The organism is Aliisedimentitalea sp. MJ-SS2 (assembly GCF_032586155.1).
Classification (GTDB): domain Bacteria; phylum Pseudomonadota; class Alphaproteobacteria; order Rhodobacterales; family Rhodobacteraceae; genus JAWHTC01.
In genome coordinates this window covers 471,861-494,174 of sequence record NZ_JAWHTC010000001.1, presented here as the reverse complement: position 1 = coordinate 494,174, position 22,314 = coordinate 471,861, and the positions used below count along the sequence as shown (strand labels likewise).

Sequence of the window (22,314 nt, the reverse complement as noted above, 5' to 3'; positions counted from 1 at the left end):
GTTATGCGCCACCTGGCGGCGGCGCGTATCAGCCGAAAGGTGCCGGTCGCGGGCCCCGGTCCAACACCCAATCATAGACCGTGCCGATCTGCTCGGCCTTGCGCGCCCAGGTAAAGCCCTCCTCCACCCGTACGCGGGCCCGCGCCGCAATCGGGGCCAGCGCGGCAGGGTCGCCGGATAATTGTTCAAGCGCCCGGCGGAACCCCGAAACGACCGCGTCTCTCGAACCGATCGGCACCTTCACCCCGACCTCGCCATCCACCAGTTCCCCAGGTCCGGCATAGTCGACGATCAGGGGCACCACCCCCAGCGCCATCGCCTCGAGAACAACACCACCACCGAATTCACGCACCGACGGGAAACTCAGAATGTGACTGCCGGCCAGCACGTCCTGCACCGCCTCATGTGCCAGCCAGCCATGGAACCTCACCGCCGCCTCGATCCCATGCTCGGCGGCAAAGGCTTTCAGCCCCTCCAGCATCGGGCCATCCCCCACCATGTCGATCTGCATGGCCCCTGCCTGAAGCAAAGGCAGCGCCGCCTCAAGCAGCATGTCCGGCCCTTTGTAAGGCACCATCCGGCCCAGAAAACAGGCCCTGAGCACACCCGGATCGGGCGCCGCCAGCCGCGAGAACCGCTTGGGGTCAATTGCATTTTCCGGGATATACACGCATTTATCGCGATACCGCGCCGGGATCTCGTTCTCGGTGTGGCGCGACCCCACAACGATGGCACTGGCATGGCGCAGGGTTACTCCACGTCCCGGCAACAGCTTGTAGGCACCGCGCAAATAAGACAGGTACTCGCGTTCCCGGCGCCGCTCGGCATCGAACCCCCTGGGCCAGGGCACACCGCCATTCAGCGGCCCGATCACGAACGGCACGCCCACCCGCGCACAGCGCCTGGCCAAGGGCGAGGTCACCGTCGGCGACAGCGGTGTCACCCGATGCACGAGGTCATATTCCCCCGCCCTTAGCGCATCGCCGAACTGCCGCCAGACCAGCCGCTCGAAATAGGGATAGCTCAGCGCCGCAATCGCCTGCAGTATGGTCCAGCCCTTACCCTGCCCCATCCGCAGCCTCTCGCCCAGCTTCCACAACGGCCGCGCCACAGCCTCGCTGTCGATTGCGGTGAATGTCTCGCCCTCGACCTCACCAGCGCGCAAGAACGCCTCGCGATTACGGATATGGGTAACGATATGCACATCGGCCACCGCGCGCAGCGCCGTGGCCAGCGACCAGCCGACCAAGGGCACCGACACCCATTCCGGGTTGGCGGCCTCGGCAATCACCAGAACGCGGGGCCGCCCCATCACATCATGCTCCTGAGCTTGCTGTCACGCCTCCGCGCCCGGTCCGGCATCTTGCCTTCGATATAGCCCAGCATCATCCCCGAGATCAGGAAGGTCAGTGTAGTGATCGTCGCATTGGGCAACAGATCGAACAGGTTGAACCCCAGGATCAGTGCCAACGGCCCCAGCCACGGCGAAATCTCGCCGCGTTCGACCCCGTGACTGCGCACCGCCAAGAGCAGCAGCGGCCAGGCCAGAAGCCCGAACTCGGCCAGGAACCCAACCCAGCCGTAAACCCCGATGGTGATCACCCAGCGCCCGTCGGTCACGGTCAGGATCTCGCCCGACACCGGATCGAGGATATGGTTGCGCCCCCAGCTGCCCCAGCCAAAGACCGGCTTTTCCCGCGCCCGGTCCAGCAGAACCTGTTCATTGTCAAAGCGAAACTCCAGCGACGCCGCGCGGTCCGTGTCGATGGCCGACGCCTGTTCCACCAGCCATGTCGTCGGCACCAGGTCCGCCCCCCGCATCGCCGGATAGGCCAACGCCAAAAGCGCCAGCGTTGCGGCCAGCCGGAATTGCAGCGTCCGCCCGGCAAAGGCGACAAGCGGCACCAGCACCAGCGAATAGCCGATCGAGGCCACCGATTTGCACAGCACCAGAACCACCCACATGTATCCCGTGGCGCCGAAGGCGAACGACTTCATCCCCCCCTCGCTGCCACGCCACAGCGCCGCCGCCGCGGCCACAACCGTCAGGGCAAAAAACGCCACCCACAGCCCGTGATACAGGAACACGATGGGCCGGAAGCCGCCAAACCGCACCATCTGATCGAAACTGTGTTGGAAATAGCCGTAAATCCAGATGTTGAGCTGCGGGCTCAGCCGCACCTCGATCAGCATCGGAAGAGAATAGACCAGCCCCGCCGCCACCAGCGCAAAAAGCAAATCGCGCTGATCATCGGGGGCACTCAGGAAATTGCGCGCCAAGATGAAGGGCAAAAGCAGCATCCCCTGCTGCACCATCAACGAAATCGCCTCGATTATCCTGAGCGCCGGAAGCCCCACACGGCCCCAGAAAACCGGCTCGCCATTGGTCAGTACCGTTGCCAGCGGGCTGATCACGAAGACCAGCATCAACAATTTGGCCACGTTCGAGCGCGGAAACAGGGTCATCTCGCGGCCGCGCATGAAGAACACGATCAGAAATGCAATCACCGGTGGCATGGTCTGTTTCGACAGAGGCGGCATCAGCGGGAAATCGAACACCGCAGGCGGCGGCGGCAGGAACAGATAGCCCAGAAGCAACGACCAGATGATCGCGCGGCCCGTATCAAGCTTGCGGAACAGCGCAAATGACACCAGCGGCCAGACCGCCAGGACCAGAAAGGCAAGTGTGTTCGGCGCTCCCATGCGACTGCTCTTTGTCCCGGTCTTATTCCTGATCGTTTGACGCAGTTTAGCAGCCGTCAAAGCCGCTGTCTCATGCTTTGCATTGCAATTGTCATGGAAAGGCCAACAATCAAGCGCATTTCCGACCACTGGCGCGGCTAGGAAATCAACAACGTAACTGTGACGGGGCCCTGCGAATGGCGCGTCTGAAAATTGCCTACCTGTGCGACATCTCGCCGGAACATGCCCTACCCTACTCGGGCGGCAATGCCCGCATTTTCAACGCCTTGTCGGAATATGCCGATGTGACGATCCTGCCGCATAGCTGGGGTCTGGCCGAACCGGTGCGCCGCGCGATCTATGCCATGTCGGATGCGGCCCAGCTGCGCCTGCGTTGGCGAATGCACCTTGCGCTGGCCCGGGTCATCTCCGCGCCGATCAACCGGGAATTGGCGCAAGGCGGCTATGACGCGGTTTTCTGCGCCTATTCCTTTCAGTCGCTGTCGCGCATCGCCCCGCCGCCCGGCATGGTGTCGGTCTTCACCTCGGACGCCACGCCGACGGTCTATAAACGCTCGGAAATCGGTCAGAGCTTCGGCTCGTCCTGGATCTCGCGCCATCTGTTCGACCCGCTGACGCTCAGGGCCGAACGGCGCATCTTTTCCGCGCTCGACTTGATGCTCTGCCCCTCGCCCTGGCTCAAACGCGAGGCCGAGGCGCTTTATGATCTCCCCGAGGGCGCGGCCTACGTCCTGCCCTGGGGCGCCAATATCGACGATCCCGGTCCGCCACCTGCTGCGCCGCCCATTTCCCGCAATGACCCGCTGAACCTGCTGGTGATCGGCCGCGACTGGTTTGCCAAGGGCGGGCCACTGGCCTTTGACACGATGAAAGACCTGCGCGCGCGCGGCTTCGACGCACGGCTCACCGTGATTGGCGCCACCCCGCCCGAGTTTCACAGGAACGAGCATGTCGCACCATTAGGAATGCTCGATAAATCCGACTCGGATCAGGTGGCTGAACTCAATGCCGCGCTGGCAGGCGCACATTTCCTGATCCAACCGAGTTTCGAAAGCTATGGTTTTGCCTTTTGCGAGGCTGCGGCCCATGGCCTGCCATCGCTTTGTCTGGATGTTGGCGGGGTTCCGGTTCAGGATGGCGTCTCTGGCCATCCGTTGCCCTCCGGATCGGGGCCTGCGGATTTTGCCGAAACGGTGATCCGTTATCTCGACGACCCGGCGGCCTACGCGCGCCTGCGGTCCTCTTCCCGCGCCGCATTTGATTCCACGCTCAACTGGCAAGCCTGGGCACAAAGGACAATTGCGTTGATCGAGCACAAGCTCAGCAAAACAAAAGCAATACCAAACATTTAACCCCTATCCTCTTATCAATGGCCGGTGGCGCGAAACACCACTTTCACCGTCTGCGCCAACACCTTCACATCCGTCACCAGCGACATGCGCCGGAAGTAGGCTGTGTCGAAATGGGCCCGCTCGGCAAAGCTGGTTTCATTGCGCTCACTGACCTGCCAGAAGCCGGTAATACCCGGGCGCATTTCGAAATAGGCGGCGCCGGGGTAAAGCTCTTTTTGCTGCACCATCATCGGGCGCGGCCCGACCAGCGACATGCTACCGAACAACACGTTGATAAGCTGCGGCAATTCATCGAGCGAGGTCTTGCGAATGAACGTCCCGAATCCGGTGATCCGCGGATCGGATTTCAGCTTCTGCGTCCGGTCCCATTCCTTGCGGGCCTCCGGGTTGCGCTCGAGATACTCTTCAAGGATCTGATCGGCCCCTGCCACCATCGACCGCAGTTTGAACATCCGGAACACCCGACCGTCCTTACCCAACCGTTTTTGAATGTAGACCGGCGAACGTCCATCCAGCGCGATGATCGCCATCAGCGGCACAAGCAGTGCCAGCGTCGCCGGCAGCGCGGCCAAAACGATCAGAACATCAAGCATGCGCTTGAATCCGCGCCGATAGACAATCGCGCCCCGGCGTTTCGGCTCGGACGTCTCCATCAGGCCTTTCAGCCTGCTCACGTCCAGTCTGGAACTCACCCTTTCGTTCACGATCACTTCCCCAAGTGGCAGACACACACGATCCGACAAGCATCCGCGTACCGCGATACGTCCGCGGCACGGCTTAACACCAATTTTAACCCACTAGGCAGCAGGGCCTGCGTTGGCTTGTCGCCCGCGAATGTCCATGGACATTGCACGTTCCGTTCCCCGTAGCGCCCCGCCCCTTCAGCCCCTAAAGGTGGTCGGTAAAACTGTCGCTCTACAGCGTCTGGATATGTTCAAATTAAGGCACAACGCGCCTAAAAGTCAAATTTTCTCCATAAATTTCAACTTTTAGGAGAGCGGCCTTCACGTAAAGGCCCGGCGAATCCGAACCGGTTTTCGGCACGGCCCCCTAGTCAAGAGCAATCCCGCATCTCGGGGCAAAACGCGGGAGAACACACGCGGACCTGGTCGGTCCCAACGGTACGTCCGAATAGCCCTCACCAGAGTACCTGAGCGTTAATTGTGAACCCGGGCGAAACAATGCAAGGAAAATCACCGGGGCATTCCCGCACAGGAAACAATTCCCAAAGATTAATTTCGCAAAACCCGTTGAAATGTATTGGAAAAACTTTTCGTCGCAGTCCCAAAATGCGGCTTTTTGCCGAAGTTTCCCTCCACACGTATGTGGATTTTTCTACCGCCTCCGCCGCCCGTTGCGCCATGGGAGGGTCGCGCCCGGCGTGTTCACCGCGACACGCAAAACGTGAACCCCACCGCCCTGAAAACCCGCCTCATTTTTGCCATTGTGCCCACGGTTCCATTGAATTTGATTCGTTTTCGCCGACAATTACGACGAATCGCCACATCCGCCCCTCCATGGGGCAGTTTGCCGCTCCCAGCGCGCCCCTGACACCGCCATTTCTGGCGCACCAATAATAAAACCATTGGTTTTCAATGCATTACCATCTGGCCCGATGGGCTTTGCACTCTGGCCTTACAATTCTCCCCCCGCGTCAACTAATCCTTTTGTGAATCTTTGACGACATGACTAATGTATCGTCATATGCAAATATAAAGATACCAAAGCTCAAGACAGGGACTCTCATGACGGATACGAAGGTGGCGGCGCGCCCCTCTCCCAAGGTTTCGGACGAGGTGCGCAAGACGACATGTTATATGTGCGCCTGCCGTTGCGGCATCAACGTCCACATGCAGGACGGCAAGGTCAAATACATCGAGGGCAACCGCGATCACCCGGTGAACCAGGGCGTGCTCTGCGCCAAGGGCAGCGCGGGCATCATGCAGCACTATGCCCCCTCGCGCCTGCGCGCGCCTCTGAAACGTGTCGGCCCGCGTGGCTCGGGCGAGTTCGAGGAAATCTCCTGGGAAGAGGCCTACACCATCGCCGAGGGCTGGCTGGCCCCGCTGCGTGAAAAGGCCCCCGAGAAACTGGCCTTCTTCACCGGTCGCGACCAGTCGCAGAGCTTCACCTCCTTCTGGGCGCAAGCGTTCGGCACCCCGAACTATGCCGCTCACGGCGGTTTCTGCTCGGTCAACATGGCCGCTGGCGGCATCTACACCATGGGCGGCGCCTTCTGGGAGTTCGGCCAACCCGATTGGGACCGTACCAAGCTCTTCATGATCTTCGGCGTCGCCGAAGACCACGACAGCAACCCGATCAAGATCGGCCTTGGCAAACTGAAATCCCGCGGTGGCCGTGTCATCGGCGTCAACCCGATCCGCTCGGGCTATAACGCCATCGCCGACGACTGGATCGGTATCACACCAGGCACCGATGGCCTCTTCATCATGGCGATGATTCACGAACTGCTGAAGGCCGGCAAGGTCGACCTCAACTACCTCAGCCGCTACACCAACTCGGGCTTCCTGGTGAACGACAACCCCGAAGACGCCGATTATGGCCTGTTCCTGCGCGACAAGGACGGCACCCCGCAGGTCATCGACCGCGCCACCGGCAAAGCGGCAAAATATGACAAGAAAGGCGTCATGCCCGACCTTGCTGGCAACATCCGCAAGGGCGGCATCACCTTTAAACCCGCGTTCCAGCTTCTGGCCGAGAAATACCTCGACGAGCAATACGCGCCGGAAAACATCGCTGCGCAATGCGGCCTGACCGCAGAAAAGATCAAATCCACCGCCGCCGAACTGGCCCGCGTCGCTTTTGACGAGGAAATCGAACTCGACGTCGAATGGACCGACTGGAAGGGCGAGAAGCATTCCAAGATGATCGGTCGCCCGGTCTCCTTCCACTCGATGCGCGGAATCTCGGCCCACTCGAACGGCTTCCAAACCGCCCGCGCCCTGCACATGCTGCAGATCCTGCTCGGCTCGGTCGAGGTTCCCGGCGGCTTCCGCTTCAAACCGCCCTACCCCAAGCCGCCCGAGGCCCACCCCAAGCCCCACGCAGGCGTGACCCCCGGCAAGCCGCTGGATGGTCCGCACCTGGGCTACCCGATGGGCCCCGAGGATCTTCTGATTAACGAAGATGGCAGCGCCAAGCGGATCGACAAGGCCTTTACTTGGGAGAACCCGTTCAGCGCCCACGGCCTCATGCATATGGTCATCTCGAACGCCCACGCGGGCGATCCTTACAAGATCGACACGCTGTTCATGTACATGGCGAACATGGCATGGAACTCGACCATGAACACCACCGAGGTCATCAAGATGCTGACCGATCGGGACGAAAACGGTGACTACGTGATCCCGCATTTCATCTATTCCGACGCCTATAGCTCGGAAACGGTGGCCTTCGCAGACCTCGTTCTGCCCGACACCACTTACCTGGAACGTCACGACTGTATCTCGCTCTTGGATCGTCCGATCTGCGAGGCCGAAGCCGCCGCCGACAGCATTCGCTGGCCCGTGGTCGAACCCGACCGCGACGTCAAAGGTTTCCAATCGGCGCTGTGTGACCTTGGCGGCCGTCTTGGCCTGCCCGGTTTCGTCAACGATGACGGCAGCCAGAAATACGCCGATTACGCCGACTATATCGTCAGCCACGAACGTCGCCCCGGCGTCGGCCCCCTGGCCGGTTTCCGTGGCGAAGATGGCGACCAAAACGGTCGCGGCGCTCCGAACCCGAAACAGCTGGAAAAATACATCGAAAACGGTGGCTTCTGGATCAACCACATCCCGGAAAATGCCCAGTTCTACAAACCGTGGAACCAGCATTACCAGGATTGGGCGGTCGAAATCGGCCTCTTCGACAAGGCCGCGCCCTACGTCTTCAACCTTTACCTTGAACCGATGCGCAAACTGCAACGCGCCGCCGAAGGCCATGGCGACATCCAGCCGCCGGAACACCTGCGCGAGCAGGTCAAGGCAACCATGACGCCCCTGCCCGAATGGTATGAACCCATCGAAGAGACCATGGTCGACAAGGATGAATACCCGATCCACGCCCTGACCCAGCGTCCGATGCACATGTATCACTCGTGGGGCAGCCAAAACGCGTGGCTGCGCCAGATCACCGGCGTCAACAAGCTCTATGTTCCCACCAAGATCTGGGAAGAAAACGGCTTTAGCGAAGACGACGACTGGGCCTATGTGACCTCAACCCATGGCAAGATCAAATGTCAGGTCGCCCGGATGGATGCCTTGAACGAAAACACCGTCTGGACGTGGAACGCCATCGGCAAAAAGCGCGGCGCATGGGCCCTGTCCGAGGATGCGCAGGAGGCCACAAAAGGCTTCCTTCTCAACCACTTGATCAATGAACTTCTGCCGCCCAAGGGCGACGGACGTCGCTGGGCCAACTCAGACCCGGTCACGGGTCAGGCCGCCTGGTTCGACCTGCGGGTCAAGATCGAAAAGGCACCGCCGGGCGATACCAACGTGTCCGAACCGGCACATCCCGCGCATAAGTCACCGGTGGGTCAAGGCCCCGAAGATGTCGCCTACGGGGAGGAATTCTAATGACAACGCTTCCCGCATCGACCGAGAAAAAGCTCGGTCTCGCCATCGACCTTGATACCTGCGTCGGCTGTCACGCCTGCGTGGTGAACTGCAAGGAATGGAACACCTCGAACTACGGTGTGCCCCTGTCGGACCAGGACGCCTATGGTGCCGAACCGCACGGCAGTTTTCTCAACCGCGTGCACACCTTCGAGGCACAGCCCGCAAGCGGCTGTTCCCAAACGGTCCACTTCCCCAAATCCTGCCTGCATTGCGAGGACGCGCCCTGCGTCACCGTCTGCCCCACCGGGGCCAGCTACAAGCGGGCCGAGGATGGCATCGTTCTGGTCAACGAAAACGATTGCATGGGCTGCGGTCTCTGCGCCTGGGCCTGCCCTTACGGCGCACGGGAACTCGACCTTGCCGCCGGGGTGATGAAGAAATGCACGCTCTGCGTCGACCGGATCTATAACGAGAACCTGCCGGAAGAAGACCGCGTTCCCGCCTGCGTGCGCACCTGCCCCGCCGGGGCCCGGCACTTTGGCGATTTCAACGACCCGAACTCGACGGTCAGCAAACTCAGCGCCGAACGCGGTGGTATGGACCTGATGCCCGAAATGGGCACCAAGCCGGTCAACAAATACTTGCCGCCGCGTCCCAAGGACACGCCCGGCGACGCGCCCCTCAACGGAACCAATACCGAGCCCAAAGGCTTCCTTGCCTGGCTCGACAAAGCACTGGAGGCCATCTGATGCATCCGGCACCCTCTGTAATCCTTTTCACCGCCTTTTCCGGTCTCGGCTTCGGGCTTCTGGCTTTTCTCGGCCTTGGCCTGCCGCCCGTTGGTGGCATGACGGCTTTCGTCTTCTACCTGTTGGGCTATGGCATGGCCGTCGGCGGTCTGCTCGCCTCAACCTTCCACCTCGGCAACAAGAAGAACGCGATCAAGGCCTTCTCGCAATGGCGCTCCAGCTGGCTCAGCCGCGAAGGCATCATGGCCGTGCTCACCCTGCTGGTCATGGCGCCCTACGCCTTTGAACAGGTCTTCCTCGACACGATGAGACTTCAGGCCTTTGGCATCCTCGGGGCGATCTTTGCCCTGATCACGGTGTTTACCACCTCGATGATCTACACCCAGCTCAAGACCGTTCCGCGCTGGAACACGCCGCTGACGCCGATCATCTTCCTGCTCTTCGCCCTCGCGGGTGGCGCGATGCTCAGCAACTCGCTCAAGGCCGCTGCGGCATTCCTTATCGCTCTCGGCGCGCTCCAGATCATTGCCTGGATGCAGGGTGACGCCAAGGGTGCCACCGGCGACAGCACGCTGGAAACTGCCACCGGCCTCGGGCGCATCGGCAAGACCCGCCTGCTCGAACCACCCCATTCCGGGCAGAACTACCTGCTACATGAAATGGCTTATGACGTGGGTCGCAAGCACGCGCTGAAACTGCGTGTCATTGCCCTACTTTGCGCCGTGGTGATACCAGTGCTGATCATCTTTGCCTTCCCGGTGGGTCACATGATGGGCCTGTTGATGATCGTACTGCACCTGATCGGCCTTCTGGCCGCCCGCTGGCTCTTCTTTGCCGAGGCCGCCCACGTGGTCCGCCTCTACTACGGCAAGTAATCAATCCTATATCAAAGAGGCCGGGTCTCACGCCCGGCCTCCGTTTTTCCGTGCGAACGAAAGAGACCTATCCGATGAAAAAAGTCATCCTCGCCCGCCTACAAACCATCCCCGTCGCCGGGGTCCACCCGAACCTCGTGATGTCCGGTATGATCGTCGCAAACGAAATCGCGATGGAGGACGGCAAGGTCATCATCCCGGTGCACGTCCCCGAAGGCTTCTCCGGCGATTTGCCCGCCATCCAGCAGGCGATCGAAGACAAGATCAAACCGCTCGACGGGGTCGATCATGTGCTAGTGGTCCTGACCTCAGACAAATCCGATGCGGCTCCTGCATCGCAGACCGGCAAGGTCGCCGCCGCGCCCGCGCCTGCAACAGCCCCCAGCACCCCGACCACGATCCCGCGCCTCAAGAAACGCCCGACCGAGGCCAAGGGCCCCGACAACCGCCCCGAGATGGAACCGATCCCCGGTATCAAGGCGATCCTCGCCGTGGCCTCGGGCAAGGGCGGCGTCGGTAAATCGACCTGCTCGACCAACATCGCTCTGGCCCTGTCCACCTTGGGCTTCCGCGTCGGCCTGCTCGACGCCGACATCTACGGCCCCTCCGCGCCCAAGCTGATGGGCATCCACGAGCAGCCCCGCATCGAAGGCGACCGCGTCTTCCCGATCGAGAAATACGGCATCAAGGTCATGTCGATGGGCTTCTTCATGGAAGAGGAAAACCCGGTCATCTGGCGCGGTCCCATGGTCGTCTCGGCCCTGATGCAGTTCACCCGTGAGGTCGACTGGGGCGGGCTCGACGTCCTCGTCCTCGACATGCCCCCGGGCACCGGTGACGCGCAATTGACCATGGCGCAACAAACGCCGTTGACCGGCGCGGTGATCGTCTCGACCCCGCAGGACCTGGCGCTGATCGACGCCCGCAAGGGGCTCAACATGTTCAAGAATGTCGACGTGCCGATCTATGGCATCATCGAAAACATGAGCACCTTCATCTGCCCCCATTGCGGCAAGCCGTCGGACATCTTCGGCCATGGCGGAGCAGAAGAAGACGCCCGCCGCCTAGGCGTACCCTTCCTCGGTGCGATCCCGCTGCACATGGACATCCGCGAAAACTCGGACGCCGGCACGCCAGTGGTGGTCAGCCAACCCGACAGCACCCACACCGCGCTCTACAAAAAGATCGCGCTGAACGTGGCGGCCCGGATGTTCCCGGAAACCGACGACGAGTAAGCATCAAAAACATAAGGCGGGCCGAAGTCGAATCCGGCGCGCCCCTTCCTCTTGCCAGAAATATCCCGGGGGGTCTGGGGGGCAGCGCCCCCCAACCGGTCGGATTGGCGCAGCCAATTCGAAACCACTACACCCAGCTTACCCCACCGCACGCGCCATTAACCCATTCCCTAACCAATCCATGCCCCACCGAACGCCCGACAGATGCCGGACAGAAAGCAGACAGGTGCCAGCGCCCAAAAGAAACCGCCCCGGAGGGTGATTAACCCTCCGGGGCGTTCCGTTCAGATTTGGTTAAGAGTGACGCTCAGATGAACCGCTCCATCGCTTTCAGCCCGATCAACCCGCCAACGATAATGGCCAGGAAGGTGATCAGCGAGCCCAGCGCCAGGGTCGAAAACCCGGTCACGGCCTGCCCAACTGTGCAACCCAGTGCGGTCACACCGCCAACCCCCATCATCCCGGCCCCAACGAGGTTGAGAATGGTATCCTGGGGGTTCGAAAACGTTGCCAGGTGAAACTTGCCCAGCGCCAGCGACATGAAGAACGCCCCAAACAGCGCCCCGACCGTCGTGGTCACCGCAAAACCCGGAATCTTGTCGGCGGTATAGCGCATGAAATAGTCGATACTGTCGCCCGCCGGGCGGACATAGCTCAGCGAGGCCAGCGTCGGGTTGTCGGCAAACTCGTCAAATGTGAACGCCGTAAGAACCCAGCCTGCAACCACCAAGAGCCCGATACCAATCCCCGCGATCACATGCGTGGGCGAGCTGCGGAACCCTTTGTCTGAGAAGGCATAAACCAGCATCCCACCGGCCAGAACGACCACGGTGATTAACTGCGCCATGCTCGCCGATAGCCCGGTTGCCGAAGCCAGGATCGTATCCAGGGCCTGATCCTGAGCCCCCAGTGCAGACAGGTCGGTACTGGTGGCATCGATGAATGCCACCCGGCTTTCGGCGAAAAGCCCGCCGATGGTCATATAGGCGGTACCACCGATCAGCCATAAAACGATAAGCGAGCGTATGTCACCTCCGCCCGCACGGGCCAGGTTTTTCGACACGCAGCCACCGGCCAGAACCATGCCGATACCGAACACCAGCCCACCGGCGATATGGCCGCCCCACATCAGCCTCGGTGACAGGTAAAGACTTGCCGTCATGTCGGCAAAGCCGGTCCGCTCAATCCAGAACACCCCGATCATCGCCACCGCAATCGCCGTCAGCCACGACCGGAACCGCCGCCAATCTCCGAAATTCGCAATATCCGACAGCGACCCCATGGTGCAGAAATTCGTCCGCACCAGGATCGCACCAAATACCAACCCGATCAGCAATCCGCCCACGCCGATATACATTGCCGCGTTCTCAACCGCGACTTCCTTCCATGCGTCGATCATCGTTTCTCCCTCGATGCATTTGCCCGCGCCGTTCGCACACCCGGGCCCTCCCAATCACAAATTAGCATATGTGATTTTTTCGGATGACACAACAAAGCACCTCGCTCCCGTGCGCCCCATTTCATTGGTGTTTGAGGTAATCAAGCCCCGCAGTAAATGCCGTGCAGGGTTTCCAGCAGCGCCGCCGCCTCGGGGCTGTCGATTTCATAGAATACGGATTGCGCCTCGCGCCGATGCTTCACGATCCGCTCGCCCCGCATCACGGCCAGCTGCTGGCTGACAGTCGACTGCCCCAGCCCGGTTGCTTCCTGCAATTGCTGGACCGAACGCTCCCCGTCCAAGAGGTTGCAAAGGATCATCAGCCGCTTTTCGTTCGACATCACCCGTAAAAGCGCGCTGGCCTTGGTGGAATTCTCCTCAAGAACGCTCAAATCCATGTGACGCCTACTCTCCTCTAGGGCAGCCAAGTACCCTGTTTCAAAAGCCTAAATCCCTACGACTGCCGAAAACAAGCATAAAAACGCAAGATTTTCAGCAATAATACACAAGATTGACTCGATTTCTTCACCCAATATTGTAATATTCAAATGTTGGAACCTTTCTCGGAGGAAGCGCTATGCTGGATAACAGCGATCTGGACAATGCCAAGAGCATGTCGATCATCATCACCAAGGGGTCGCTGGACTGGGCTTACCCGCCCTTCATCCTTGGCACCACTGCGGCGGCAATGGACGTGGACGTGACCATGTTCTTCACCTTCTATGGCCTGCCGCTGTTGAAGAAAGATCTGAACCTGAAATTCACCCCGCTCGGCAACGCCGCGATGGAAATGCCGATGATGGGTGGCCACATGGCGATGCCCAACATGCTCAGCATGCTTCCCGGCATGGGCAGCATGGCCGGCGGCATGATGAAGAACCTGATGAAGAAGAAAGGCGTCGCCTCGATCGAAGATCTGCGCGAAGCCTCTGTCGATCTCGACATTCGCATGATCGGCTGCCAGATGACGCTCGATCTGTTTGAATACGACCGTGCCGACATGCTGGACGAAATGGAAATCGGCGGCGCGGCCACCTATATGGAAACCGCACTCAAGTCGGACATCAATCTGTTCATCTAAACCGGCCAGGTCCTGACCAGTCACGCCTGCATGCGCTGCTATGACCAGTTGCGCAGTAGGTCTGGTTCGGGCTTAACCCTCATCAAACAACCATCTCATACGGAGGAGATATTCCCATGGCTGACCAAACTCTGGACGCAAAGGGCCTGAACTGCCCGCTCCCGATTCTGAAAGCAAAGAAAGCCCTCAAAGGCATGAGCGCCGGCCAGGTGCTTGAAATCCAGGCCACCGACCCCGGCTCGGTTGCCGACTTCGCAGCCTTCTGCAATCAGACCGGCAACGAACTGCTGAGCCAAGGCTCGGAAGGCGATGTCTACACGTTCGAAATCAAGCGCACCTGATCGCTCGAACCTGTTGAAATTGAAAGCCCCGGCGCGACTCTCGCGGCGGGGTTTTCTTTTTTTTGCAAAGTTCACCGCTGACCGGGGGTGAACCAAGGTCAACAAATGATCAACGTTTGCCAAGATTCCATCCGCGCCCTGATCGACCAATGCTGTAGCGGTAATAAATCCGTGTTAGCGTGGAGACCGACAACGAGTGATTTTTCCGTCATCGTTGCAGCAATTGTGCGCTACATGGTATCCATGGCGCATGAAGAAGACTCTTTTCGCAACTGTCCTCGCACTTGCCACCTCAGTATCCACGATCATTTCGGCGCAGTCGCTCCGCGCGCCCCCCGTTGATGAAGGGCCGACAAGTCAAAGCTTTTCCGCTTTTCGCGACCAACTCTTGAAGGCAATTGAGCGGCGCGACGTGGAGTATGTCGTCCGTCAGGCAAGCAAGGACATCCACCTCAGTTTCGGAGGAACAGCCGGTCGCGACGCATTGCGGGAAAAACTAACCGTGAACCCTGACAATCTGTCAGATGAATACCGCCACCTGGCATCAAAAATGCGAGCGGAAAACTGGGCAGAATTGGAAAAAACACTTCGGCTTGGCGGGCGGTTCCAGGAAAACGGGACAGTTTTTGTTGCGCCTTACACTTGGTCAGTGGATTTGCCGGAAACAGCCGATCCTTTTGAAACCTATTTTGTAACAGGTGATCGCGTCGCGCTTCGCAGCCAACCTACCTTGACCAGCCCTGTCATTACCCGCCTGAGTTATGACATCGTTACCTTGCTGGAAGAAGGAGAGGGTACACCGTTCCAGAGGGTTAGGCTCGTCAATGGAACAACGGGCTACACGCACGGCGACTATCTCAGGTCAGCCGTCGATTACCGGGCTTTTTTCGCCTACAAAAACGGTTCCTGGCAAATGACGGTATTCATAGCCGGCGATTGATCCGAACCGGTAACCTGATTGGACAGAAATCACCCCATGATGCGGGCATATCGAAACAGAATTTGACCACGCAAAGCAATCCCGCTCTCAGGGCGACCGCATACTGTCTGCGAAGTTCACCCGGCTTTGCACTTCTGCGCAAACCCGAGGAATCCCGGCACCCAAGGCACCTGCCCCGTGCTGCGCAGATGGATAAACCCGGCCACGGTATTGGCCTTCACAATCGCGTCACGCTTGCCATCCGTGCCATGCCCCCGGGTGATCTTGCGGGCCCAGGTCAGCCCCTCAGGCACCCCGTCAAGCGAGGCATAGTGAAACTCATGTGCCCTGATCTCGCGGCCCGCGCTGCCCCACGGGTTGGCCTCGGTGCAGTCATAGCGCACCAGCCCCCGTCCCTGCGGCACGCGGTGCATGGTCGACCGCCCCGGGATGAACCCCACCATCTCGTGGCGGTCTTCGCCCCAGTCGATGCCTTCGCTCAGATACATCAGCCCGCCGCACTCGGCATAGGCCGGCAATCCGCCCTCCAGCGCCGCCTTGACCGAGGCCCGCATGCTCGCATTTGCTGACAGCTCTGCCGCCCGCATCTCGGGGAAACCGCCGCCGATAAACAAGGCGTCCACGTCTGGTAGTTTGGCATCGTTGATCATGTCGATCGGCACCATCTCGGCACCAGCGGCCTCGAAATCTTCAAGGTCGTCAGGGTAATAGAAGCCAAACGCCGCATCGCGAGCATAACCCACACGCAGCCCCTCTCCGGTCCTGACGGACGGTCTCGGCATCTCGACGCCTTCCATGTCCGACGCAGTCGCGGCCAGATCCCGAAGACCATCGAGCTCTACCGAACTGCCAACAACCCGGCCAATCCGCTCGATCACTGCATCACGGTCGCTGGTCTCGTTCGGCGTGGTCAGTCCCAGATGCCGCTCGCCAATTTCCAGTTCGGCATTGCGCCACACTGCGCCCAACACCGGCAGACCGGAATAGGTCTCGACGGCACGGCGCAGCTTGCCTTCATGGCGCGCTCCGCCCACTTTGTTGAGGATCACACCGGCGATGTTTACGTCTGGATCAAACGCCTGGTAGCCCATCAACAGCGGCGCAATCCCACGGCTCAGGCCCAATGTGTCGATCACCAGCACCACTGGCAAGTCCAGCAGTTTCGCCAAAGCCGCGTTGGCATCCGAGCCATCCGGCGCCATCCCGTCATAGAGCCCCTTGTTGGCTTCGATCAGGTTCAGCGCCCGCGCGCGTGACGCAAAAAACCCACGGATTTCCTCGTGTTCCATCGCGTTGAAATCAAGGTTGTAACAGGGCCGCCCGCTGGCCGCGCCCAACCACATCGGGTCAATATAGTCCGGCCCCTTCTTGAAGGTCGCCAGATCATCCCCAGCCGCCTGCAACGCCGCCGACAGCCCCATCGAGACCACGGTTTTCCCCGACGACTTGTGCGCCGCCGAGATCATGAATCTGGGAAAACTGCTCATGCCTTCAAGGGCAAAAAGCCCTTGTCGCGTGCAGCCCAGATGGTCTGGGCCATCTCTTCGGCTTCCGCCATCGAACCCGCCTTACCCATGGTGCGCAGGGTCACGGCAATGGTGCCCGTGATGGATGCCATAGCATAGGAGTCTTCTTCCTTGCCGGTCCAGACATCGACCAGGCGCTTGAGGTCCATCTCTTCGTCGGGGGGCTGGTGACCGTCGGGCAAAAGCTGCGGCCAAGTTTCGACCACCGGCTCGTCGTCGCCATGGGTCATCCAGACCTGAGTCGGCTTGTTCGGCCGGCGTTCCACTTCGCCGCCTTCGCCGCGGAACACACCCATGTTCTCCATGCCCATCATCTGCGCCGCGCCAGCATGGATATCCATGAAGCCCCGGTGGAAAATCCCCACCATCACTGTCTTGGCGTTGAGCGGGTTCAGCATGCGCGAGAACGAGTGCACCGGGCTGCGCAAGCCCAGGACCGGGCGCAGGTTGATCATGTCGCGCAGCGTCGGGCTCATAACTTCCAGCGGCACATAAGCGAACTTGTTCTCTCGGATTTGCGCTGCCGCTTCATCCAGAGACCCCGCAATTGGCAGGCCCAGATACTCAAGCACCTCGCTGGTATAGACCCGTCCCGGCGTATGGCCTTCGGTGCCATGCATCAGCACGCTATGCCCGCCGTTCACCATCGCCAGCACGCTCAGCATGTACCACGGCAGCTGGATGCGCTTACCGGCATAAGACGACCAGTCGATATCGACCGGAGGAAGATCATCCGGCAATTCGAACGTCGCTTGGGTGCCCATGGCGAACCCCGCAATCTCGCTCGGGGCTTCCTCTTTCAGGCGCAAAAGCATCAGAAAGGCGCCGATCTGCTCCGGCACCGCCTCGCCGCGCAAGAGCATCTCCATCGCCTCGCGGCTTTCCTCCAGCGTCAGATGACGCTGTTTGGTCTTGCCGCGGCCCAGGATGGCCACGAATTTCGAAAACGGGTGCTGTGTCTGCGCGGTCATCACATGTCCCTTATTGCCGGTCACGCTTCTTGCCCCCGCAGATAAGGGCGCAAGCGCCCCTTTCGCAAGGGGGGATCAATCCTGCGGTACGTTCACCTCGGTCAGGTTCGTCGGCAGGATGCGCAAAAACTTGGCCGCAGCCCCCACCGCCAGAAGCGAGATTGCAACACCGCCAAGGCCCAGAACAACCTCGCTCCATTTCGGCGCATAGCTGGCAATCTCGCCATCACCAAAGGCGCTGGCCGTCACCTCGTAACCCGGGAAGACCTCCATCGGGTAGAGCTGCCCGCCGACAACGATCACATAAACCTGCGCCAGCCCGCCAATGACAACAAAAACCGACGCCCAGACCGGTTCGGAATCGCTGTCACGGATGGTCGGCAGATAGATCAGCGCAATCGGCAGGATGCCCCCGATCAACACCTGCACCACCCAGAACAGGAAGGTCACATGCCCGCCTTCCAGCAGGATGAACCGTTCAAACCCGGCATGCTCTGCGGCATACATCGCGGTCAGGTGCTGCACGATGGTGAAATAGAGAACAGCCGCCGCAAACAGCGCCAGCAGATTGCCCATCCGCAACCGCAGACCACTGCCGAATTTACGGCCCGACAGTTTGAACAGCATAGTCAGAACCAGGATGAACATCGCCAGACCAAAGCTGAACGACATGGCGATAAAGAGCGGTGCCATGATCGCCGCGTCATAACCCGGGCGCGCCACCAGCCAGCCAAAGATCGAGCCGGTACCTGTGGTCAACGCCAGCCGCCACAGGAAGGCCGCAGTACCGACAATGCGGACGTATTTGTAATCGATCCGGCTCATCTGCACGAACAGATACGCAGCAACCACCGCTAGGAACCCGGTATAGAGGTAGATGTTCCAGCTGAAGATCGACTTGAAATTATAGGTGGTCATCGCCACCAGCAGGCGATCCGGACGACCGAGGTCCAGCACCAGAACGGCAAGCCCCCCAACCAGAAGAGACATCGCCAGAACCGCTGAGAGCCGCGCAATCGGCTTGTACGGCGCCTGGCCAAACACCGAGGCAATCGAGGCGGCGTTCAACGCTCCTGACGCCGCCACGATCAAAAAGATCGCAAACACATGCGGCAGGCCCCAGACGACCGAATTGTTCATGCCGGTCACAATATGGCCGTGATGTTCGACATAGATGACCGAGCCCATGGCGGCAGCCACAAAGGCTCCCAGCAGAATGGCAAGGCTCCACACCCCGCCCGTGGCCTTGATCTCGCGATAGATAGTCCGGTCCATTGCCATGATCGACGCCCCCTTAACCGAAGTTGCTGTAACGAACCCCGGGGTTCACATTGAGATCGGGGCGCAGCGCTACCGACGGATACTCCGCCAGCCGTTTTGAGATTTCGCTGTTGGGATCCTTGAGATCGCCAAAGATGATCGCGTCGTGCCCGGCGGCCGCGCAGGCCTCGACACAAGCTGGCGTACCACCCTTGTCCACCCGGTGTACACACAGGGTGCAGCTTTCCACCGTGCCCTGCCCGCGCGGGGCGTGGCTTTTCTGGTTCACCACCGGCTCATGCACGAAAGACCGCGCCTTGAACGGGCAGGCCATCATGCAGTAGCGGCAGCCGATGCAGGTGTGCTTGTCGACCAACACGATCCCGTCGGCACGTTTCATGCTGGCACCTGTCGGGCAAACATCCACGCAGGGCGGGCTTTCGCAATGCTGGCACATCATCGGCATGCTTTGCGTATGCCCGGTGGCCGTATTCTTCAGCGTGACCTTGCGGATCCACTGCGCATCCGTTTCAGGATGGCCGGTGCTTTCCCAGCCGTTTTCCTCGGAACAGGCCTGGACGCAGCCGTTGCAATCTTCCTGGCATTTGCTGACGTCGATCAACAGGCCCCACCGCTTGCCGGCGTCCGCAGCGGCGGCCTCGGCGGGCGATCCCCCAAAGGCCATCAGCGTCACGCCGGGGGCCAGTGTTGCCGTCGCCACGGCGGCACCGCTGCGCAGCAGGTCACGCCGGGTCATCTCGGCCTTGTTCGTCTTCTTCGCCTGAGCCCGGGCCGCAGGCGGCTGCTTGCTGTCCATGGGCTTTTCTGCGGGCATACGGAACTTCATTCGCCTGCCTCCATCATGTTGCGCCGCGCGGGGCGCTTAACACGCTCAAGATACCCTGCGACTTCCCCGGCATCCCCTTCCGGCCTGCTCATCAGACCGGCGTGGGAATTGCCCTCTTGGGCATTTTCATCCACCCCGTCCGGGGTCGAGCGGTGGCACATGAAGCAATCCACCTTCACGGCGGCATAGTCATGGCAAACCCGGCAGAAATGCTTGTCATTCGAATAGGTTACCGGCGTGCCATGATCGTCCTTGACCGCGTGGCACTCAAAACACTCTTTCAGGCTCGCCTCGATGTCCCTCTCGCCCATGCGAAGAGTCAGATCACGGTCATGCTGCATCATGTCCATGTGGTTCTTGCGCCAAAACTCATTACCCTCGGCATGGGCTTCCCCGGTCGCTTTCGGAATTTCGGGCAACAATGACCCGGCTTGCGCCGTCCCGGCAAGCGACAGGACAAAAACCAGAAAAGCGGCCAGACGTGCCATGTTATTCCCCCAGTCCCATCTTGATATAGCCCGTCGGGCACACATCCGCGCAGATATGACAGCCGATACAGGCGGTATAGTCGGTATAAACGTAGCGGCCGACGGTACGGTCGGATTTCTTGACCCGATGCACAGCATCCTGCGGGCAGAAGATCACGCAGTTGTCGCATTCGAAACACATCCCGCAGGACATGCAACGCTCGCCTTCCTTCTGCGCCTGCTCTTCACTCAGACCGATGATGCGCTCTTCGAAATTGCCAAGAACGTCCTTGGCCTCGATGTGCACCTCGTCGCGCACTTCGCGTTTCACAAACTCGAAATGCCCCTTGTAAAGCTCGTCATGCGGAACGATCTGATTGCTCGACCGATCCTCGTAGTTGTGGATCGCGTTCGCTGCGGAATCGGTTCCGCGCTTCTGACCCTTTTCATAGACCCCAGGCTCGCGCCCGCGCTGTTGCAGCTCTTCCATCAGGCTGAAATGATGCACGTCAACCTTGGGCCGCTTGGTGATATTCCCATCATCCAGGAAGTCGGTGATCACGTCGGCCCCGATCCGGCCATGGCCAATCGCCGTGGTCAGAAGATGCGGCTTCAGGATGTCGCCCCCGGCGAAATGCTTGTCACGGCCCTTGACCTTGTAGGCCCCATCAACGTCGATGAACCCACGTTCGCTGCCCAGGCCGTCCAGCCCGGTGAAATCGCCCATCTGACCGATGGCGGCGATGACTATATCGCATTCGATCTCGAACTCGGTGCCTTCCACCGGCTCGGGAACCATGCCCTTCATGGTGCATTCGCACATTTTCAGCGCCCTTGCCCGACCCTGATCGTCCTTCAGCACCTCAAGCGGCATCACCCCGCCCTTGATGTCGATACCTTCGCGCTTGGCATCTTCGCGCTCGCGCTCGGCAGCGGTCATTTCTTCCACCGGGAACAGCGAGGTCAGCGTCGCCTTCATCCCGTCACGCGTCACCGACCCGGCCACGTCATGCGCTGTCCAGTCGATCAGCGTTCCGTCAGGGTGTTCCGACGGCTTCACTTCGGTGATATGCCCCAGGCGCCGCGCCACGCTGGCGACGTCGATCGAGGTATCGCCACCGCCGACGACCACGACTTTCTGAGCAGTACCAAGCACATAGCCCTGGTTGAACGCGTCCAGGAACTCGATCCCGTTGATGCAGTTTTCGGTGCCTTCCCAGCCCGGAATGGGCAACGGCCGGCCGTTCTGGGCACCCATCGCCCAAAAAATCGCATCAAACGCATCTTCCAGTTTCTCGACTGTCACGTCCGTGCCCACGCGGGTGTTCACGTGAACGTCCACGCCCATGTCGATGATCCGGTCGATTTCGCTGTCCAGCATGGCGCGCGGTGTCCGGTATTCCGGAATACCGTACCGCATCATACCGCCCAACTTGTCATGTGCTTCGAACAGCGACACGTCGTGACCATCCAGGCGCAGGTAATAGGCCGCCGCCAGACCGGCAGGCCCGCCGCCGATCACCGCAACCTTGCGGCCGGTCGAGGCCCCCGGCGCGCCCATCTTGACGCCGTTTTCGTTGGCCCAGTCGCCGACATACTGCTCAACCGCGTTGATGCCGACATAGTCGTCGACCTCGTTGCGGTTGCAGCCCGCTTCGCAGGGCGCGGGGCATACCCGGCCCATTGTGGCCGGGAACGGGTTGGCACTGACCATCCGCTGGAACGCATATTCCTGCCATTCCATGCCCTCGACCGGTGGTTTGTCCATGCCGCGCGCAATCGCCAGCCAGCCACGAATTTCGTGGCCTGACGGGCACGACCCCTGGCACGGCGGCGTCTTGTGCACGTAGGTCGGGCACTTGTGCGACGTGTCGGCATTGAAGATCTTTTCTTCCAGATTCCAATCGTCGGCGGTTTCGCCTTCTTCAAAGCGCCGGAATGTGAGTGGCTGCTCGGTCATGTTGGTT

19 protein-coding genes are annotated in these 22,314 nt (G+C 60.4%); 8 read left to right on the top strand and 11 right to left on the bottom strand.

All coding sequences use genetic code 11. The features are described 5' to 3' along the window. Window positions 1-28: 28 nt before the first annotated feature. Together RXV86_RS02360 and RXV86_RS02355 are read right to left on the bottom strand one after the other, a co-directional pair. Window positions 29-1,312, bottom strand: a complete 1,284-nt coding sequence (locus RXV86_RS02360) for a glycosyltransferase family 4 protein (RefSeq protein ID WP_316297187.1) — start codon at window positions 1,310-1,312, stop codon at window positions 29-31. After that, window positions 1,312-2,703: a hypothetical protein gene (locus RXV86_RS02355; RefSeq protein WP_316297186.1), complete on the bottom strand. Its 1,392-nt coding sequence runs from the start codon at window positions 2,701-2,703 to the stop codon at window positions 1,312-1,314. The genes RXV86_RS02360 and RXV86_RS02355 overlap by 1 nt, the downstream gene beginning before the upstream one ends. A 176-nt stretch (window positions 2,704-2,879) precedes the next feature. On the opposite strand from RXV86_RS02355, the gene RXV86_RS02350 reads away from it, so the two are divergent. Beyond that, window positions 2,880-4,055, top strand: coding sequence for a glycosyltransferase family 4 protein (locus RXV86_RS02350; RefSeq protein ID WP_316297185.1), 1,176 nt, complete (start codon window positions 2,880-2,882; stop codon window positions 4,053-4,055). A 14-nt stretch (window positions 4,056-4,069) separates the two neighbouring features. Here RXV86_RS02350 and RXV86_RS02345 read toward each other — a convergent pair whose 3' ends face one another. Then, entirely contained in the window at window positions 4,070-4,708 is a 639-nt protein-coding gene (locus tag RXV86_RS02345; RefSeq protein ID WP_316298416.1) for a sugar transferase, read from the bottom strand. Window positions 4,709-5,800: 1,092 nt separating this feature from the next. On the opposite strand from RXV86_RS02345, the gene RXV86_RS02340 reads away from it, so the two are divergent. From RXV86_RS02340 to RXV86_RS02325, 4 genes are all read left to right on the top strand, one after another. Next, on the top strand, window positions 5,801-8,635 hold the full coding sequence (locus tag RXV86_RS02340; RefSeq protein WP_316297184.1) for a molybdopterin oxidoreductase family protein: 2,835 nt from the start codon (window positions 5,801-5,803) through the stop codon (window positions 8,633-8,635). Continuing rightward, a complete protein-coding gene (locus RXV86_RS02335) occupies window positions 8,635-9,366 on the top strand; it encodes a 4Fe-4S dicluster domain-containing protein (protein WP_316297183.1) in 732 nt (243 codons plus the stop codon). Before RXV86_RS02340 ends, RXV86_RS02335 begins: the two co-directional genes overlap by 1 nt. Next, entirely contained in the window at window positions 9,366-10,241 is an 876-nt protein-coding gene (locus RXV86_RS02330; RefSeq protein WP_316297182.1) for a DmsC/YnfH family molybdoenzyme membrane anchor subunit, read from the top strand. The genes RXV86_RS02335 and RXV86_RS02330 overlap by 1 nt, the downstream gene beginning before the upstream one ends. 74 nt (window positions 10,242-10,315) lie before the next feature. Continuing rightward, window positions 10,316-11,476 (top strand): Mrp/NBP35 family ATP-binding protein, encoded by a 1,161-nt coding sequence (locus RXV86_RS02325; RefSeq protein ID WP_316297181.1) that lies wholly within the window; start codon window positions 10,316-10,318, stop codon window positions 11,474-11,476. A 307-nt stretch (window positions 11,477-11,783) separates the two neighbouring features. Here the strand turns inward: RXV86_RS02325 and RXV86_RS02320 are convergent, their stop codons facing one another. Both RXV86_RS02320 and RXV86_RS02315 read right to left on the bottom strand, forming a co-directional pair. Next, complete coding sequence (locus RXV86_RS02320) at window positions 11,784-12,875, bottom strand: YeeE/YedE family protein (protein WP_316297180.1); 1,092 nt, start codon at window positions 12,873-12,875, stop codon at window positions 11,784-11,786. 140 nt (window positions 12,876-13,015) lie between these two features. After that, a complete protein-coding gene (locus tag RXV86_RS02315) occupies window positions 13,016-13,312 on the bottom strand; it encodes a metalloregulator ArsR/SmtB family transcription factor (protein WP_316297179.1) in 297 nt (98 codons plus the stop codon). A gap of 179 nt (window positions 13,313-13,491) precedes the next feature. Between RXV86_RS02315 and RXV86_RS02310 the strand changes: the two genes are divergently transcribed. The 3 genes from RXV86_RS02310 to RXV86_RS02300 all read left to right on the top strand — a co-directional run bounded on the left by RXV86_RS02310 (window position 13,492) and on the right by RXV86_RS02300 (window position 15,276). Further along, complete coding sequence (locus tag RXV86_RS02310) at window positions 13,492-13,995, top strand: DsrE/DsrF/DrsH-like family protein (RefSeq protein ID WP_316297178.1); 504 nt, start codon at window positions 13,492-13,494, stop codon at window positions 13,993-13,995. A gap of 116 nt (window positions 13,996-14,111) precedes the next feature. Further along, window positions 14,112-14,336: a sulfurtransferase TusA family protein gene (locus RXV86_RS02305; RefSeq protein WP_316297177.1), complete on the top strand. Its 225-nt coding sequence runs from the start codon at window positions 14,112-14,114 to the stop codon at window positions 14,334-14,336. 250 nt (window positions 14,337-14,586) lie between these two features. Beyond that, complete coding sequence (locus RXV86_RS02300; RefSeq protein ID WP_316297176.1) at window positions 14,587-15,276, top strand: SH3 domain-containing protein; 690 nt, start codon at window positions 14,587-14,589, stop codon at window positions 15,274-15,276. Between the two features lie 116 nt (window positions 15,277-15,392). Here the strand turns inward: RXV86_RS02300 and RXV86_RS02295 are convergent, their stop codons facing one another. From RXV86_RS02295 to RXV86_RS02270, 6 genes are all read right to left on the bottom strand, one after another. Next, window positions 15,393-16,763, bottom strand: a complete 1,371-nt coding sequence (locus RXV86_RS02295) for a cobyrinate a,c-diamide synthase (RefSeq protein WP_316297175.1) — start codon at window positions 16,761-16,763, stop codon at window positions 15,393-15,395. Next, window positions 16,760-17,773, bottom strand: a complete 1,014-nt coding sequence (locus RXV86_RS02290) for a glycosyl transferase family protein (RefSeq protein WP_316297174.1) — start codon at window positions 17,771-17,773, stop codon at window positions 16,760-16,762. Before RXV86_RS02290 ends, RXV86_RS02295 begins: the two co-directional genes overlap by 4 nt. Before the next feature lie 75 nt (window positions 17,774-17,848). Next, window positions 17,849-19,054, bottom strand: a complete 1,206-nt coding sequence (gene nrfD, locus RXV86_RS02285; protein WP_316297173.1) for an NrfD/PsrC family molybdoenzyme membrane anchor subunit — start codon at window positions 19,052-19,054, stop codon at window positions 17,849-17,851. Window positions 19,055-19,067: 13 nt separating this feature from the next. Next, window positions 19,068-19,880 (bottom strand): sulfate reduction electron transfer complex DsrMKJOP subunit DsrO, encoded by an 813-nt coding sequence (gene dsrO / locus RXV86_RS02280; RefSeq protein WP_316297172.1) that lies wholly within the window; start codon window positions 19,878-19,880, stop codon window positions 19,068-19,070. Then, window positions 19,877-20,368: a hypothetical protein gene (locus RXV86_RS02275; protein WP_316297171.1), complete on the bottom strand. Its 492-nt coding sequence runs from the start codon at window positions 20,366-20,368 to the stop codon at window positions 19,877-19,879. Before RXV86_RS02275 ends, dsrO begins: the two co-directional genes overlap by 4 nt. 1 nt (window position 20,369) lies before the next feature. Further along, window positions 20,370-22,307 carry an NAD(P)-binding protein gene (locus tag RXV86_RS02270; RefSeq protein ID WP_316297170.1) on the bottom strand — a complete coding sequence of 646 codons (1,938 nt, stop codon included), beginning with the start codon at window positions 22,305-22,307 and terminating at the stop codon, window positions 20,370-20,372. Window positions 22,308-22,314: the final 7 nt, after the last annotated feature.

Bases quoted from the DNA above. Each gene is read 5' to 3' on its own strand.
- RXV86_RS02360 (WP_316297187.1), bottom strand. From the start codon at position 1,312: ATGGGGCGGCCCCGCGTTCTGGTGATTGCCGAGGCCGCCAACCCGGAA.
- RXV86_RS02355 (WP_316297186.1), bottom strand. From the start codon at position 2,703: ATGGGAGCGCCGAACACACTTGCCTTTCTGGTCCTGGCGGTCTGGCCG.
- RXV86_RS02350 (WP_316297185.1), top strand. From the start codon at position 2,880: ATGGCGCGTCTGAAAATTGCCTACCTGTGCGACATCTCGCCGGAACAT.
- RXV86_RS02345 (WP_316298416.1), bottom strand. From the start codon at position 4,708: ATGGAGACGTCCGAGCCGAAACGCCGGGGCGCGATTGTCTATCGGCGC.
- RXV86_RS02340 (WP_316297184.1), top strand. From the start codon at position 5,801: ATGACGGATACGAAGGTGGCGGCGCGCCCCTCTCCCAAGGTTTCGGAC.
- RXV86_RS02335 (WP_316297183.1), top strand. From the start codon at position 8,635: ATGACAACGCTTCCCGCATCGACCGAGAAAAAGCTCGGTCTCGCCATC.
- RXV86_RS02330 (WP_316297182.1), top strand. From the start codon at position 9,366: ATGCATCCGGCACCCTCTGTAATCCTTTTCACCGCCTTTTCCGGTCTC.
- RXV86_RS02325 (WP_316297181.1), top strand. From the start codon at position 10,316: ATGAAAAAAGTCATCCTCGCCCGCCTACAAACCATCCCCGTCGCCGGG.
- RXV86_RS02320 (WP_316297180.1), bottom strand. From the start codon at position 12,875: ATGATCGACGCATGGAAGGAAGTCGCGGTTGAGAACGCGGCAATGTAT.
- RXV86_RS02315 (WP_316297179.1), bottom strand. From the start codon at position 13,312: ATGGATTTGAGCGTTCTTGAGGAGAATTCCACCAAGGCCAGCGCGCTT.
- RXV86_RS02310 (WP_316297178.1), top strand. From the start codon at position 13,492: ATGCTGGATAACAGCGATCTGGACAATGCCAAGAGCATGTCGATCATC.
- RXV86_RS02305 (WP_316297177.1), top strand. From the start codon at position 14,112: ATGGCTGACCAAACTCTGGACGCAAAGGGCCTGAACTGCCCGCTCCCG.
- RXV86_RS02300 (WP_316297176.1), top strand. From the start codon at position 14,587: ATGAAGAAGACTCTTTTCGCAACTGTCCTCGCACTTGCCACCTCAGTA.
- RXV86_RS02295 (WP_316297175.1), bottom strand. From the start codon at position 16,763: ATGAGCAGTTTTCCCAGATTCATGATCTCGGCGGCGCACAAGTCGTCG.
- RXV86_RS02290 (WP_316297174.1), bottom strand. From the start codon at position 17,773: ATGACCGCGCAGACACAGCACCCGTTTTCGAAATTCGTGGCCATCCTG.
- nrfD (WP_316297173.1), bottom strand. From the start codon at position 19,054: ATGGCAATGGACCGGACTATCTATCGCGAGATCAAGGCCACGGGCGGG.
- dsrO (WP_316297172.1), bottom strand. From the start codon at position 19,880: ATGAAGTTCCGTATGCCCGCAGAAAAGCCCATGGACAGCAAGCAGCCG.
- RXV86_RS02275 (WP_316297171.1), bottom strand. From the start codon at position 20,368: ATGGCACGTCTGGCCGCTTTTCTGGTTTTTGTCCTGTCGCTTGCCGGG.
- RXV86_RS02270 (WP_316297170.1), bottom strand. From the start codon at position 22,307: ATGACCGAGCAGCCACTCACATTCCGGCGCTTTGAAGAAGGCGAAACC.